This is a genomic window from Mesorhizobium sp. B2-2-4, from assembly GCF_006442375.1.
In the GTDB taxonomy this organism is placed as follows: domain Bacteria; phylum Pseudomonadota; class Alphaproteobacteria; order Rhizobiales; family Rhizobiaceae; genus Mesorhizobium.
The window spans coordinates 40874-54731 of record NZ_VFWB01000005.1 but is presented as its reverse complement, the minus strand read 5'-3'; the positions used below and the strand labels follow the sequence as shown (position 1 = coordinate 54731).

At 60.9% G+C, this 13858-nt stretch carries 14 protein-coding genes; 13 read left to right on the top strand and 1 reads right to left on the bottom strand.

Features of this window, described 5'->3' with window-relative positions; all coding sequences use genetic code 11:
* Nucleotides 1-224: 224 nt before the first annotated feature.
* The 11 genes from FJ959_RS13745 (at nt 225) to FJ959_RS32490 (ending at nt 9859) form a co-directional block, all read left to right on the top strand.
* Entirely contained in the window at nt 225-1061 is an 837-nt protein-coding gene (locus FJ959_RS13745) for a heme-binding protein (RefSeq protein WP_246678925.1), read from the top strand.
* A gap of 122 nt (nt 1062-1183) precedes the next feature.
* A complete protein-coding gene (locus tag FJ959_RS13740; RefSeq protein ID WP_263486167.1) occupies nt 1184-2944 on the top strand; it encodes a methanol/ethanol family PQQ-dependent dehydrogenase in 1761 nt (586 codons plus the stop codon).
* Complete coding sequence (locus FJ959_RS13735) at nt 2925-3794, top strand: substrate-binding domain-containing protein (protein WP_140630365.1); 870 nt, start codon at nt 2925-2927, stop codon at nt 3792-3794. Before FJ959_RS13740 ends, FJ959_RS13735 begins: the two co-directional genes overlap by 20 nt.
* A complete protein-coding gene (locus tag FJ959_RS13730) occupies nt 3791-4324 on the top strand; it encodes a c-type cytochrome (protein ID WP_140630362.1) in 534 nt (177 codons plus the stop codon). Before FJ959_RS13735 ends, FJ959_RS13730 begins: the two co-directional genes overlap by 4 nt.
* Entirely contained in the window at nt 4321-5334 is a 1014-nt protein-coding gene (gene coxB / locus FJ959_RS13725) for a cytochrome c oxidase subunit II (protein WP_140630360.1), read from the top strand. Before FJ959_RS13730 ends, coxB begins: the two co-directional genes overlap by 4 nt.
* Nucleotides 5331-7301, top strand: a complete 1971-nt coding sequence (gene ctaD, locus FJ959_RS13720) for a cytochrome c oxidase subunit I (RefSeq protein WP_140630357.1) — start codon at nt 5331-5333, stop codon at nt 7299-7301. Before coxB ends, ctaD begins: the two co-directional genes overlap by 4 nt.
* Nucleotides 7298-7903: a cytochrome c oxidase subunit 3 gene (locus FJ959_RS13715; RefSeq protein ID WP_140500655.1), complete on the top strand. Its 606-nt coding sequence runs from the start codon at nt 7298-7300 to the stop codon at nt 7901-7903. Before ctaD ends, FJ959_RS13715 begins: the two co-directional genes overlap by 4 nt.
* A 1-nt stretch (nt 7904) precedes the next feature.
* Complete coding sequence (locus FJ959_RS13710) at nt 7905-8246, top strand: hypothetical protein (protein ID WP_140500656.1); 342 nt, start codon at nt 7905-7907, stop codon at nt 8244-8246.
* Nucleotides 8243-9121, top strand: coding sequence for a cytochrome c oxidase assembly protein (locus FJ959_RS13705; protein ID WP_140630354.1), 879 nt, complete (start codon nt 8243-8245; stop codon nt 9119-9121). Before FJ959_RS13710 ends, FJ959_RS13705 begins: the two co-directional genes overlap by 4 nt.
* Before the next feature lies 1 nt (nt 9122).
* Nucleotides 9123-9509: a c-type cytochrome gene (locus FJ959_RS13700; RefSeq protein WP_224618831.1), complete on the top strand. Its 387-nt coding sequence runs from the start codon at nt 9123-9125 to the stop codon at nt 9507-9509.
* A 224-nt stretch (nt 9510-9733) separates the two neighbouring features.
* Nucleotides 9734-9859, top strand: coding sequence for a hypothetical protein (locus tag FJ959_RS32490; protein ID WP_263486168.1), 126 nt, complete (start codon nt 9734-9736; stop codon nt 9857-9859).
* A gap of 328 nt (nt 9860-10187) precedes the next feature.
* On the opposite strand, the gene FJ959_RS13695 is transcribed toward FJ959_RS32490, so the two are convergent.
* Nucleotides 10188-11177, bottom strand: a complete 990-nt coding sequence (locus tag FJ959_RS13695) for an NAD-dependent epimerase/dehydratase family protein (protein ID WP_140622719.1) — start codon at nt 11175-11177, stop codon at nt 10188-10190.
* A 572-nt stretch (nt 11178-11749) separates the two neighbouring features.
* On the opposite strand from FJ959_RS13695, the gene FJ959_RS13690 reads away from it, so the two are divergent.
* Nucleotides 11750-12625 (top strand): ABC transporter permease, encoded by an 876-nt coding sequence (locus FJ959_RS13690; protein WP_140565688.1) that lies wholly within the window; start codon nt 11750-11752, stop codon nt 12623-12625.
* A gap of 3 nt (nt 12626-12628) precedes the next feature.
* Nucleotides 12629-13858 (top strand): ABC transporter ATP-binding protein, encoded by a 1230-nt coding sequence (locus FJ959_RS13685; RefSeq protein WP_140565690.1) that lies wholly within the window; start codon nt 12629-12631, stop codon nt 13856-13858.

Genomic DNA, 13858 nt, shown 5'->3' with positions numbered 1-13858 from the left:
ATCCATAGGTGCGGAGAGCGGTGAGGAGCTGGTCGAGCTGTTTGGCCCGGCAATGTCTATATCGGCCCGCTCACGGTCGGCGGCAGAATGAGCTGCTGCCCATGGTCGCAACGTCTGTGCCTTCCATCATAATTTCAGGAACTAGGAACATAGGGGCCTCGTCCGAGTTCCATTGAAAGTGTGGGAACATAGCTCAGTTTGCCAAGGGATCGGGCGAGGATTCCTTGCTCTGCGAGCGCTCCCACTTTCCACATTGTGTTCAACGAATGCTCCGGATCATGGGTCGCCCACAGCTTTCCTCCCTGGCTTTCAGCCTCCTGGTACTCGTTAATTGTGCATTGCTGCAAAGCAGGGCCTGGGCACAGCTACCCTGCCCCGCCGACCACGCCAAGCTCCTGGCTGCCCTCAAGGCAAACGTCAAAGCAAGCGGAGGCCCCGCCAATGGCGGCTTCGAGACCAATGAATGGGCGGCGATCGTTACGCGTGACGGGACAGTTTGCGCCGTTGCTTTCAGCGGCCCCACCAGCGATGCGCAGTGGCCCGGCAGCCGGCTGATCGCAGCCGAAAAGGCCAGCACGGCCAACGGGCTCAGCGTTGCCCAGCTGGCTCTCTCGACGGCGAATCTATATGCTTCTGTTCAGCCGGGTGGCCCCTTGTTCGGCTTGCAGCTTACCAATCCTGTCAACCAGGCAGCCGCTTATGCCGGCGATAGCAAGACCTTTGGGAGTGCAAGCGATCCGCTGGTTGGCAAGCCGATCGGCGGCGTCGTGGCATTTGGCGGCGGCCTGGCTCTCTACGACGGCAAAACGATTGTCGGCGGGCTTGGCGTCAGCGGCGACTCCTCGTGCGCCGATCACAATGTCGCTTGGCGGCTGCGTGCGGCCCTGGGCCTGGACAAGGTTCCGGCGGGCGTCAACGCCAACGCCAAGGACGCCATCGTCTACGATCTCGATCCTGGCGGAAAGAGCGCCTCCGGTTGGGGTCATCCGTTGTGCGCAGGAACCGAGGCGGACGTCGCGGCGGAACTCGGCGCCGGAGTGGGAGGTTCGATCCGCAAATGAGGGGATCTCTGAAAGTGGCGGGGAAATACGCATCTGCGACACCAGACGGCCGAGGAGCGGAAAGGGGCCGCGGTTTCGACTTTAGGCCGTTGAAGTGGCTGGTGCTGGCCGCAGGCTGCTCATTGCTGAACGCCGCGGCCGCGCAGTCCGCGGTGACACCCGCCATCACACCGCCCGCCGCGGCCGCGCCACCTGATGACGGCCAATGGACAATGCCGGCTAAGAATTATGCCTCGACGCGCTACAGCGAACTGGCGGACATTAACGAGGACAATGTCAAGAACCTTCAAGTTGCCTTCACTTTTTCGACCGGAGTGAACAAGGGTCAGGAAGCGGCGCCACTCGTGGTTGGCAACACGATGTATATCGTGACGCCTTTTCCAAACATCGTCTACGCGCTCGATCTTTCCAAACCGGGCGCGCCGATGAAATGGAAGTACGAGCCAAATCCTGAGCCTGCCGCGCAGGGCGTTGCCTGCTGCGACGTCGTCAACCGCGGTGCGGTCTTCGCCGACGGGCGCCTCTTCTTCAACACGCTGGATGGTCACACGATCGCGCTGGATGCCGCCACTGGCCAACCGGTGTGGAACGCGCATGTCGGCAACATCAATATCGGCGAGACCATAACCATGGCGCCGCTTGTGGTGAAGGGCAAAGTGCTGGTCGGCAATTCCGGCGGCGAGATGGGTGTGCGCGGCTGGGTCAAGGCGCTGGACGCGGGCGACGGACATGTCGTCTGGACGGCTTACGGCACCGGACCGGACAAGGACGTGCTGATCGGGCCGGATTTCAAGCCGCATTACGACATGGACAAGGGCAAGGACCTTGGCGTGACCACATGGCCGCCGGAAGCCTGGAAGATCGGCGGCGGCAACATGTGGGGCTGGATCTCTTACGATCCGGACCTCAACTTGATCTATCACGGGACCGGCAATCCAGGGCCGTGGAATCCGGACCTTCGGCCCGGCGACAACAAATGGACCTCCGGGATTTTCGCGCGCGATCCCGATACCGGAGCCGCGAAATGGTTCTACCAATGGAGCCCGCACGACCTGCACGACTACGACGGCATCAACGAGCAGATCCTGCTCGATATGAATTGGCAGGGTAAGCCGCGCAAAGTGCTCGTCCGCCCGGAGCGCAACGGCTATCTCTACATTCTGGATCGGACCACCGGGGAAGTCCTGTCAGCGACACCCTATGGGGCCGTCAATTCCAGCAAGGGCGTCGATCTGAAAACCGGGCGCCTGATCGAAAACCCGGACAAGAAAACCGGCACCGGCAGGGTGATCCGGGATATCTGCCCGACAGCATCCGGGCTCAAGGATTGGCAGCCATCTGCGTTCTCGCCGAAGACAGGACTGCTCTACATTCCACACAACAATCTGTGCATGGACGAAGAGGGCCTCGAGGTGAACTACATCGCCGGCACCCCCTATGTCGGCATGAATGTGCGCATGATCCCGGGCCCGGGTGGCAACCGCGGTGCCTTCACCGCCTGGGACATCGCGGCCGCAAAGCCGGCTTGGAACCTTAAAGAGAATTTTCCGGTGTGGAGTGGCGCGGTCGCCACCGCCGGCAACGTCGTGTTCTACGGCACAATGGAGGGCTGGTTCAAAGCTGTGAGCGCAAGGACAGGGGAATTGCTTTGGCAGTTCAAGACCTCGTCCGGGATCATCGGCCAGCCGGTCACCTATCGCGGCCCCGACGGGCACCAATACGTCGCGATCCTGTCGGGCGTCGGCGGTTGGGCCGGCGCGATCGTATCGGGCGACCTCGACCCGCGCGACGCTACCGCCGCGCTCGGCTTCGTCAATGCGATGAAAGACCTGAAGAACGCGACCACGGCGGGAGGCACGCTCTATGTGTTCCGGCTCCCCTGATGCTTTCGAGTTGAAGACAGTTCGAAGACGCGAGGCGAACGGGCGTCTTGTGGCCGCGGTGGTAGCGTTTGCCTCGCTGCTCTTCGCGGTTGCCGCCGACGCCCGTGAACTCAAGGTGTGTGCCGACCCTAACAACATGCCGTTTTCCAACGCCGCTGGACAGGGCTTCGAAAACAAGATTGCCCAGATCATCGCCAAAGAACTGGATGCAAGACTTTCCTATACCTGGTGGGCCCAACGCCGCGGTTTCGTTCGCAACACGCTCAAGGCAGGCCTGTGCGATCTCATACCTGGCACCCCCGCCAATCTCGAAATTCTCCGCGCCACCGCTCCCTATTACCGCTCGACCTATGTCTTCGTGACGCGGCGGGATAGTCCCGAGATCACGTCTTTCAACGATCCAGGCCTGCGCACTCTGCGCATCGGCGTGCAGCTCATCGGCGATGACGGGGCCAATTCCCCACCGGTCCAGGCACTCGGCCGCCGCGGCATTGTCGGTCATCTCGTCGGCTATCCAGTCTATGGCGACTATTCGGCTCCCAACCCGCCCGCGCGCATTGTCGAGGCGGTGGCCAGCGGCGAGATCGATGTTGCCGTCGTCTGGGGCCCGCTCGCTGGTTATTTCGCCGCCAAGCAGAAGACACCGCTGCGCATCACGCCCGTGACACCTCGAATCGACGGGCCTCAATTGCCAATGGTCTACGACATCTCCATGGGCGTCCGACGCGGGGATGACGCGCTGCGCGACGAAGTGGATGCAGCCCTTGCCAAGCACAAGGCTGAGATCGACGCGACCCTGGCCCGATACGGTGTGCCGCGCCTTGATACCGGCGGGAGCGCGGACCGATGAGGCGGAACCTCACCGTGCTCTTGTCGGCGATGCTGGCCCTTGCCGCTTGCCAGCGGGAAGAGCGCGACACACGTCCGCAATCGGCCCTTGGGTCCGGCCAACAGCCAACGCCGGTGACTACGCTGGAGCCAGGCGGCCAAAGGCCGCTCCCGAGCGACAACAAGGCGGCCAGCTTCGAGGCCAACGCCTTTCATCTCAGCGAGGGCAAGCGCCTGTTCAGCTGGTTCAATTGCTCGGGGTGCCATGCCAATGGCGGTGGCGGCATGGGACCGGCGCTGATGGATGAGAAGTGGGTTTACGGCGGCTCGATCGAGAGTATCCACGCAACGATCCGGGACGGGCGGCCTAACGGCATGCCTAGCTTCCGAAACAAGATACCCGATGATCAGATTTGGGAGCTTGCAGCCTTCGTACGTTCGCTGAGCGGCAACGCCCCCTCCTCCGCCGCACCGCAGCGTAACGACGACATGATGGTCCATCCGTCGGAAAATCGCCTCCCCGATGCCGCGACGCTGGGGAAATCGCCGTGAAACGATTTTTTCCCAAAGCGTGTTGCGCAGCCGCTCTCCTGGCGCTTTCAGGTTGCAGCGGCTGGCAGTCCGCTCTCGATCCGAAAGGCCCGGCCGCGGGCGAGCTAGCCTGGCTGATCTGGTTTTTCACTGCCCTGTGCGCGGCCGTGTGGATGCTGGTGATGGTCGTGCTGGTCGCTACCCTGTTCCAGCGAGTTCGAACAGGAAAAGATCCGCTCGTGCTCGACCTCGCCTCCGAACATCGCAAAATGCGCGTGGTCTTGACCGCGGTTGGGGTGACTGCGGCGATTCTAATTGGGCTGACCCTGTTGAGCTTTTTCGCCAACAGGACGCTTGCCGGGATCGGCTCGGATGAGGCGCTGACGGTCCGCGTGACCGGCCACCAATGGTGGTGGGAAGTGCGCTACGAGAATGCCCAGCCAAGCCGCATCCTGACGACGGCGAACGAAATCCACATTCCGGCCGGCGAGCCGGTTCGGCTTCTTTTGACTTCAACAGACGTAATCCACTCCTTCTGGGTGCCGAGCCTTGCCGGCAAGCTCGACCTCATCCCCGGACATATGAATGTGTTGGACATCAGGGCTGACAAGCCAGGCGTCTATCGTGGTCAATGTGCTGAGTTCTGCGGCGCGCAGCACGCCAACATGGGCACCTTCATCATTGCCGAGCCGCGGCCGCAGTTCGATGCCTGGCTGGACGACCAGTTGCGGCCTGCCGCCGCTCCGACCAATGCCGAAGCCAAGGCCGGCGCGGATCTTTTCCTCCAGCGGCCCTGCGTGATGTGCCACAGGATCGGCGGCACAGCCGCAGGCGGCACGGTAGCGCCCGATCTTACCCATATAGCCAGCCGGCAAACTCTCGCAGCCGGAACGCTGACGATGAGCCGCGGCAATCTCGCCGCTTGGATCGCCGATCCGCAAGGCATCAAGCCCGGCTCCCACATGCCTGTAATGGCTCTCAATGGCGACGAGCTCAATGCCATCGTCGCTTACCTCGAGGGGCTGAAATGACCAGCGCCGACCTGACGAGCGGACGCGACCTGCGGGCGGAAGCCCAAGCAAAGGGAGATCTCGCTCCCGAGCATGACGGACCGCGCGATACCGGCATGGAGGAAGCCGACCTCCAGCGGCGGCTGGAGCGCACCTGGCGTACGCCCCCCGGCATCGCCGGCGCGCTTTCGAGCGTCGACCACAAGGTGATCGCCAGGCGCTATCTGATCACTGCCTTTATCTTTCTGTGTCTGGGCGGGCTCAACGCAGTAGCTATGCGTGTTCAGCTCTCGGGACCACAGCGTGGGCTGATCGGGCCGGACCTCTACAACCAGCTGTTTACCATGCACGGCGTCACGATGATGTTCCTGTTCGCGGTACCGATCGTGCAGGCGACCGGCATTTATCTCGTGCCGCTGATGGTCGGCACCCGCAACATTGCGTTTCCGCGGCTGAATGCGTTCAGTTACTGGGTCTATCTTTCGGGCGGCCTGTTCGCCTGGGTGTCTTTCGCTCTCAACATGGCGCCGGACGTCGGCTGGTTCGCCTATGTGCCGCTGTCCGGTCCCGAATTCGCCCCTGGCAAGCGCGCCGACGTCTGGGCGCAGATGATTACCTATACCGAGGTGTCTTCACTGGCTGTGGCAGTGGCGACGATCGTCACGATCTTGAAGCAGCGTGCTCCCGGCATGTCGCTGGACAAGATCCCGCTATACGTCTGGGCGATGCTGGTCACCTCCTTTGTCGTCGTCTTCGCAATGCCGGCGGTGATGATCGCCTCGACATTCCTGATCCTCGACAGGCTGGTCGGCACACACATCTTCAACCCGGCCGAAGGCGGTGATGCCTTGCTGTTCCAGCATCTGTTCTGGTTCTTCGGTCACCCCGAGGTCTACATCATCTTCCTGCCGGCGACCGGCATGGTCTCCTCGATCATCCCGGCTTTCGCCCGCCGACCGGTGTTCGGCCATCTCGGCATGGTTCTGTCGTTGATCGCGGTCGGCTTCCTGTCCTTTGGCCTGTGGGTCCACCATATGTTCGCGACAGGCCTGCCCAAGCTCGGCGCCAGCTTCTTCACCGCTTCCAGCATGATGATCGCTATTCCCAACGGCGTACAGATCTTCTGCTGGCTGGCAACGATGTGGGACGGCAGACCGGTGATCCGCACGCCAATGTTGTTCGTGTTCGGCTTCTTCTTCATCTTCGTCATCGGCGGTCTCACCGGCGTCATGCTGGCCTCCGTGCCGCTGGATCTGCAGGTGCACGACACCTACTTCGTCGTCGCGCATTTCCACTATGTGCTGATCGGCGGATCGGTATTCCCGCTGCTGGGTGCGGCCTATTTCTGGTTTCCTAAAGTCACCGGCCGAATGATGAGCGAGCGCCTGGGCCGCTTGCATTTCTGGCTGGCCTTCATTGGCTTCAACGCCGCCTTTTTCCCGATGCACATCGTGGGGCTGTGGGGCATGCCGCGACGGGTCTACACCTATCCGGCCGAGCTTGGCTGGGGGAACATCAACCTGTTCATAACAGCAGGCGCGGTGGTCTTCTTCCTGAGTTTCGTCCTGTTCACCTTCAATCTTGTGCATGGCGCGTTGAAAGGCGCAGCGGCAGGCAACAATCCCTGGGAGGCCGGCACCCTGGAATGGGCAACGCCCTCGCCGCCGCCGAGCTATAATTTCGCGCGCATTCCGGTCGTCACCAACGCGGAGCCACTCTGGGCCGAGCGCGACGCTCTTCCCGTAGCGACCGGGCTTCGCGTCGACGCGCGCGAGCTGCTGGTCTCGACAGTCGCTGAAGCCCATCCCGACATTCGCGAGAAATCGGCGACACCGTCGATCTGGCCGCTCTTTGCAGCGTTCGCCGTAGGCGGCACGTTTCTCTATTCGATCTTCACCCCCTGGGCCATCGTGTGGGGCGCCCTGCCAATCGCCGTCACCTTGATCGGCTGGTTCTGGCCAAAAGGTGATCCGGAGGACGAGGAATGAACGAGCGTCCCGTCACAGATGTTTCCGGTCTCCCCACCTTTGGGCATGGTCCGCGCAGCCCGACCTGGTGGGGCACGCTCGCTTTCATGGCTCTGGAGGGCACCGGCTTTGCGCTCGCCGCAGCCGCCTATCTCTACTTGGCGGTCTCTTGGCCTGAATGGCCGTTGAGTGCACCGCAGCCGAACCATTGGCCAGGAACGATCGTCACGCTGCTGCTGATCGCCAGCCTGGTGCCGAACCACATCCTCGATCGCTATGCCAAGCAATGCGCCATCGTGCCGGTGCGGATCGGACTGGTTGTCATGTCGCTGCTCGGCCTCGCCCCGCTCCTTGTGCGCTGGTTCGAGTTTCCGGCCTTGAACGTTTACTGGGATACGAACGCCTACGGCTCGATGCTTTGGGTGCTGCTCGGGCTCCACACCACGCATCTGATAACAGATGTCGGCGATACGATCGTGCTGACGGTGCTGATGTTCACGCGCCATGGCTATAGCGGGCGACGCTTCGGCGACGTCGGCGACAATGTTTTCTATTGGGATTTCGTGGTCGCAACCTGGCTTCCGATCTATCTGCTGATCTACTGGGTACCGAGGCTCGGCTGACATGCGCGCGGTCCGGTTGGGAACTTCCTGGGGTGGGCTTTTGTCGGGCCCGTTGGCTTGGGCGGTCTCGACGCAACTGAACTACTCGCTGGTTCCCTGGCAATGCAATCACCAGGTGCCGGTCGTGCTTCCCTTAGCGTTGCTGCTCGCCTTGTTCTCGCTTCTGGGCGGTGCTCTGTCCTGGCAGGCAAAGCGGCAAGGCGGCGCTGCTTTCAAAGCAGAACGCACGCGCGGTACCGAGCATTTCGTCGCCGATCTCGGCATGCTGGCGGCTCTCCTGTTTGCACTGGTCATCATCATGCAGGGAAGCGCCGCACTTATCCTGGACGAGTGTCTGCGATGAACCTGGCCACGCTCTTCTCCACCTCGATCTGCTATGCCTCCGGCGCGCCCGAGGCCGGATGGACACTTGCGCTTCCCATCACGGCCCCGCTGACGGCCGTCGCGCTCATCTACATGGCCGGTGCGATGCGGCTGTGGCGCCGCAGCACTCGCGGCCGTCCGCTACGGATGCGTCAGGCGCTGCTGTTTGCCGCCGGCTGGAGCGTACTGACGGCAGCGTTGGTCAGTCCGATCCATGCTCTCGGCGAGCGGCTGTTTGTCGCGCACATGATCGAGCACGAGTTGCTGATGGCAGTGGCGGCGCCGCTGCTGGTCATCGCCTGCCCCGCCCCTGCTCTGCTGTGGGCATTTCCCGTAACGTTTCGGCGTGCCCTGGGTATGGTTGGGCATGGCAAATCGCTGCGAGCGCTCTGGACCTTTGCGAGCCGGCCTGTCACCGCAACGATTGTTCACGGGATCGCGATATGGGTGTGGCACATTCCGGTCCTGTTTGAGGCAGCGCTCGAGCATGGCGTGCTGCACTATGCCCAACATGCGAGCTTCCTCGGCACAGGCCTGCTCTTCTGGTGGGCGTTGCTGCCGCGCCCAAGCCAACAGCAGACCTATGGAAATGCCGTGATGCATCTTTTCTTCACCTCCCTGCACACCGGCCTGCTCGGCGTCCTGCTTCTTCTATCGCCGAAGCTCTGGTACCCGGAGAATGCTGCCGGGGCGGCAGTGTGGAATTTAAGCCCGATCGAGGACCAGCAGCTTGCCGGGCTCGTTATGTGGGTCCCGGCCGGCCTTATCTATGGCGGGGCAGCGCTATTGCTGGCCGGCCTCTGGATAACGACGAGCGGAACCAGGAAGGTCGCGCATGCGCCCTGGCCCATCTAAATTGATCATCGCCGTGTGCATTCTGCTGGTCGTCGCGGGCGGCGCGCTCGCATTGTGGGCCGACCGAGCCCGTCGGGTGCAGCAAGAGGCGGATGCCGCTACCGGCGGCGTCGGTGCACGTGCGATACCGATCATGCTGGCGAATGGCTGCGCCGGCTGCCACACCATCACCGGTGTACCCGGTGCGGTAGGCCACGTCGGCCCACGCCTGGACGCCAGTCTATCTGACAGGATCTATGTTGGCGGTGTGCTGGCTAACAATCCGGAGAACATGATCCGCTGGATACGGTCAGCAAGGGACATTAATCCGCACACCGCCATGCCATCCACCGGCATCACCGAGCAGCAAGCGCGTGACATCGCCGCCTATCTCTATGCTTTGAGATAGACCGCCGCTTCGGCGGGACCACGGGCTGCGCCCAGGACCATAGCCGACGACGGGGAACAAAGCTGCCCGATCACGGTTTGGACAGCAGCCGGCGCAGTACAAATTCAAGTCCGCCGTGCTGCTGGGCCATAAGCCCCAGCCAAGAGCCCGCTTCCCCCTCCCTCAAGAGCGGGCTTTCCTTGTGGATCGGATGCGGAGCGATCAGGGGCGAGGACTGAGGCGACATGAAGCAACTTCTGTCAGATCTCGCCGCAATGGCCGAACCCGGCTTCTGGATCGCCTTGGGGCTTTTAGCCCTGCCTTACTCCGTGGGAGTAATCTTCCTGATCAAGACATGCCACTGCCTCTGATCGCCCAGCCGTCCGGTCGTACGGGCTTTATTACCTGCCAGCGCAAGATGTGAGTGACCATCACGAACTGGGATCGTCGCCAAGGCCATCCGCGCCGCTCGAACACCCATAAGGTTGCCGACCATGCGTTGGAGGAAGCATGCATTGCCGCGGGAGGAGCCTCCCGCACTTGTATGTCGCCTTCGGTGGCCCTGAACGATGCACAGAAGCGCGCGTTCACAGCATCGAACTGGCCGGTTGAACATACCGCGACGTTGGTCGAAGGAACCGGATTGCGGCGAGCACATTTCTCCCCTTTTTCGGTCACATTTTATCGGGCGGATCCCACTCACACCGATGCGGCAACCATCGAGTCTGAGGACACACTGGACAAATCGTTCTGTTGCTGGCGGCGAAACCAGTCCAGGGTGAGGCGCACACCCTCTTCAAGAGGTATTTGACAGGCCCAGCCGGGGATGATCCTCCGCGCTAGAGTTAAGTCCGGACAGCGGTTCGTCGGATCTTGGGGGATCGGATCAACATGCACGATTTTGGTGCCTGGCACCAAGCCCGCGACGTAACGGGCAACATCGACAACGGAAATCTCGCGATCGTTTCCGATGTTCAGGGGACCAATATAACCATGCTCCTCCCCCCAGAAGAATTGTTCTAGGCCGTCCACGATATCGCTGACGTATCCCCAACTCCGCGACTGCAAGCCGTCGCCAAAAACGACTATAGGTTTGCCGAACAGCGCATTCGTGATGAAATTTGATACTGCACGTCCATCGTCAGGTCGTGTCCTAGGTCCGTAGACGTTGAACAATCTTGCAACTCGAATGTCGAGCCCGCTCAATCGGTTACTCTCAAAAAGCAGGGCCTCGGCGCAACGCTTACCTTCGTCATACGATGAACGCGGCCCCGTGCAATCAACGGAGCCCCTGTAAGTTTCCGGTTGCGGCGTTACCAGCGGATCGCCGTAAACCTCAGACGTGGACGTGAAACAGAAACGGCCCCCGGCGCGAAGAAGGGTCAGAAGCCGCATAGTTCCTATTACGTTGGCCGAGATGGTTCGTACCGGATCTTGCATATACCAGGGAGGCGAAGCAGGCGAGGCGAGATGATAGATCTCGTCAAAAAGGCTCCCCTGCTGAAAATCTTCAACAGCCACATCTACCACGACCAAGCGAGGGTCGGCGATATGATCCAGATTGGCACGAGTACCAGTCCAGAAATTGTCAACAGCAACAATTCGATTGATTTCTTGCCTTAACAACAGTCGATCAACCAGGTGGGATCCGATGAACCCGGCTGCTCCCGCGACAAGAACACTTTTCATTTCCGACCCAAAGCTTTGCAGCTTGCTCAGGAGCTATGAACGCTGACTCGTCAAGCCGTCTGAATTGCCAATGAGATGTCACTCCCTCCACGCAATGATGGTTCGCGCAACGCGCATCGCCCGAACAACCCAAATCCGCGCAAATAGTACCACCCCATTGGACAATGGCACATCTTAAGGACCCTGTCACCAGCGGTGCAGTGCATACACTACACTGTAAAAACGAAAGATTTCTGTAGCCTGACTATCTTCGATGGGCATAACATCACCACAAGTTCAATAGGGAAATGTATCCTCGACAACCCAGCACAGGTGGGAGAATAGCGGTAGAAACTCAGACGGCCCGGGCAGGTGTTCGTTCGCATCCGGATCGAACGTAAAGTCCGTGTGCGAGAAATGCCCTCCGTCTGGTTGGACTTATCGAACAACGGGGATATGCGGCGCGATCTCGCGCCTCCGGAGGATCTGGTCGAGCATTGAGGGCGGCTGCTATGCGCTCTCGAATGGTGAGGCTCGTGAACGGCAGGCACCATCAAAAGTGCTGATTGCACTGCGCGGAAATGTAAGCCTCAATGGGGCTGTCAAGGGAGGCGGACGCCATCATCGTGTCGGACCAGACAGGCGCGCAATCAGCTGTCGTGACAATCATCGATCCGTCCCGCAAGCGAGGACTGTTCGAACCTTCCGAGCTTTGGCGATATCGGGAAGTTGTGTTCTTCCTGGCCTGGCGTGATTTCAAGGTCAAATACCGGCAGACTTATCTGGGCATCCTTTGGGCAATGCTGCAGCCGCTCGTTGCTATGTCGGTCTTCAGCATCTTCTTCGGCAAGCTCGCAGGCATTTCGTCCAACGGCGCGCCATACCCGCTATTTGTTCTGTGTGGGCTTGTGCCATGGAGTTTTTTTTCGCGAGCCGTCGCCAGCATGACGGGCAGCCTCGTCAGAAACCAGGAGCTGGTGAAACGCGTCTATTTCCCGCGTCTGATCATTCCCATCTCCACGATGGCCTCATGCCTGACCGATATGCTCGTCGGCTTCGCTCTTTTGTTCGCCGCCATGCTGGCATTCGGAAGCTGGCCGGCACCACAAGCAGTCTTCTTGCCGCTGTTCGTGCTCGTAATGGCTGCGTCAGCGACTGGAGTGGGCGTGGCATTGTCGGCGATCAACGTTCGCTTTCGCGATGTGGGCTATCTGTTGCCGTTCAGCCTTCAGATACTTCTGTTCATGACCCCGATCGTGTATCCAGCCAATCTCGTCCCTCAATTGTGGCGGCCGCTCTATGGTCTGAACCCAATGGTTGGGACAGTCGAAGCCATCCGCTGGAGCGTGCTGGGCACGCCTGCGGACTGGCTCATGATCTCGATATCAACGCTCTCCTCGCTAGCCCTTCTCGTTGCCGGACTGACTATCTTCTCAAAATCCGAACGCGCGTTTCCGGACCTGATCTGAGTGATGACCGACATCGTGATCCAGGCTGCCAATCTCTCCAAGGCGTATAGACTTGGTGTGGCGAACAACAGCTTCCCCACGCTGCGAGACGCGCTCGCCAGCAAAAGGCGGGGTCTTCGCGGGGAGGCCGATACAAGCCACCGCAAAGGTGCGGACGAGCCGTTCTGGGCGTTGAAAAACGCCTCCTTCGAGGTGCACGCAGGCGAAGTCCTTGCCGTGATCGGTCCCAACGGTGCAGGAAAGAGCACCATTCTCAAGATACTGGCGAAGATCGTGGAGCCGACTTCCGGCCGCGCGACGATACATGGACGGCTGGGAGCTTTGCTGGAGGTCGGCACGGGGTTCCATGCCGAACTGACCGGCCGTGAGAACATTTATCTCAACGCGGCCATACTCGGCATGCGGCGCGTCGAGATCAATTCCAAGCTTGACGAGATCGTGGATTTCTCCGGGGTCGAGCCGTTTCTCGATACGCCTGTCAAACGATACTCAAGCGGCATGTACTTGCGTCTGGCCTTCGCGATTGCCGCCCACGTCAATCCCGACATTCTGGTGGTCGATGAGGTCTTGGCCGTCGGCGATGCCACGTTCCAGAAGAAATGCATTGCCAAGGCAGCGAGCATCGCCGGGACAGGCCGCACCGTGCTGATCGTCAGTCACCAGATGCCGGTTCTACAGCGACTTTGCACCCGCGCAATCCTTATCGACGGCGGGACGATCCAGGCGGACGGCCCGACTCAGGACGTGGTCCGGGATTATCTCCAGACGCTTGAGGCCCGCGCAGGAACCGATCTGAGTGTGCGATCCACGCGCACCGGGCGCGGCCGCCTCCGTGTGGTCGGCATCGAAGTTTTCAATGAAATGGGTCCCGTCGCGTCCGGGCAGCCGGCAACTTTTCGGCTTCAGGTTGATGGGCCGCGCGAAACATTGCAGTGCCTTGTGACTATCATTGATGATCTCGGGGATCCTGTGACCTCATTTGATAGCCGGGAGCAATCCCTGCATGACCGTCACGGCGAAGTCTACACGGTACATGTGGACAGCCTTATGCTGAGACCAGGGCGCTACAGGATTGACGTAGCGCTGGTGGCGGACGACAGGGTGGTCGAAGACCATGTCGAGACGGCCGCTGTGTTCGATGTCATGCCCGGTTTGCTCGACGATCGACCGGTCAGCGCCCAGCCTGGCTTTGGCAATGTCAGCTTCCCGCATCGATGGGTGGTCAGGAAGTGA

What these genes read in the sequence shown, in the direction of transcription:
- FJ959_RS13705 (WP_140630354.1), top strand. Translation starts at nt 8,243, where the DNA reads ATGAACCTGGCCACGCTCTTCTCCACCTCGATCTGCTATGCCTCCGGC.
- FJ959_RS13735 (WP_140630365.1), top strand. Translation starts at nt 2,925, where the DNA reads ATGTGTTCCGGCTCCCCTGATGCTTTCGAGTTGAAGACAGTTCGAAGA.
- ctaD (WP_140630357.1), top strand. Translation starts at nt 5,331, where the DNA reads ATGACCAGCGCCGACCTGACGAGCGGACGCGACCTGCGGGCGGAAGCC.
- FJ959_RS13695 (WP_140622719.1), bottom strand. Translation starts at nt 11,177, where the DNA reads ATGAAAAGTGTTCTTGTCGCGGGAGCAGCCGGGTTCATCGGATCCCAC.
- FJ959_RS13690 (WP_140565688.1), top strand. Translation starts at nt 11,750, where the DNA reads ATGGGGCTGTCAAGGGAGGCGGACGCCATCATCGTGTCGGACCAGACA.
- FJ959_RS13715 (WP_140500655.1), top strand. Translation starts at nt 7,298, where the DNA reads ATGAACGAGCGTCCCGTCACAGATGTTTCCGGTCTCCCCACCTTTGGG.
- FJ959_RS32490 (WP_263486168.1), top strand. Translation starts at nt 9,734, where the DNA reads ATGAAGCAACTTCTGTCAGATCTCGCCGCAATGGCCGAACCCGGCTTC.
- FJ959_RS13685 (WP_140565690.1), top strand. Translation starts at nt 12,629, where the DNA reads ATGACCGACATCGTGATCCAGGCTGCCAATCTCTCCAAGGCGTATAGA.
- FJ959_RS13710 (WP_140500656.1), top strand. Translation starts at nt 7,905, where the DNA reads ATGCGCGCGGTCCGGTTGGGAACTTCCTGGGGTGGGCTTTTGTCGGGC.
- FJ959_RS13730 (WP_140630362.1), top strand. Translation starts at nt 3,791, where the DNA reads ATGAGGCGGAACCTCACCGTGCTCTTGTCGGCGATGCTGGCCCTTGCC.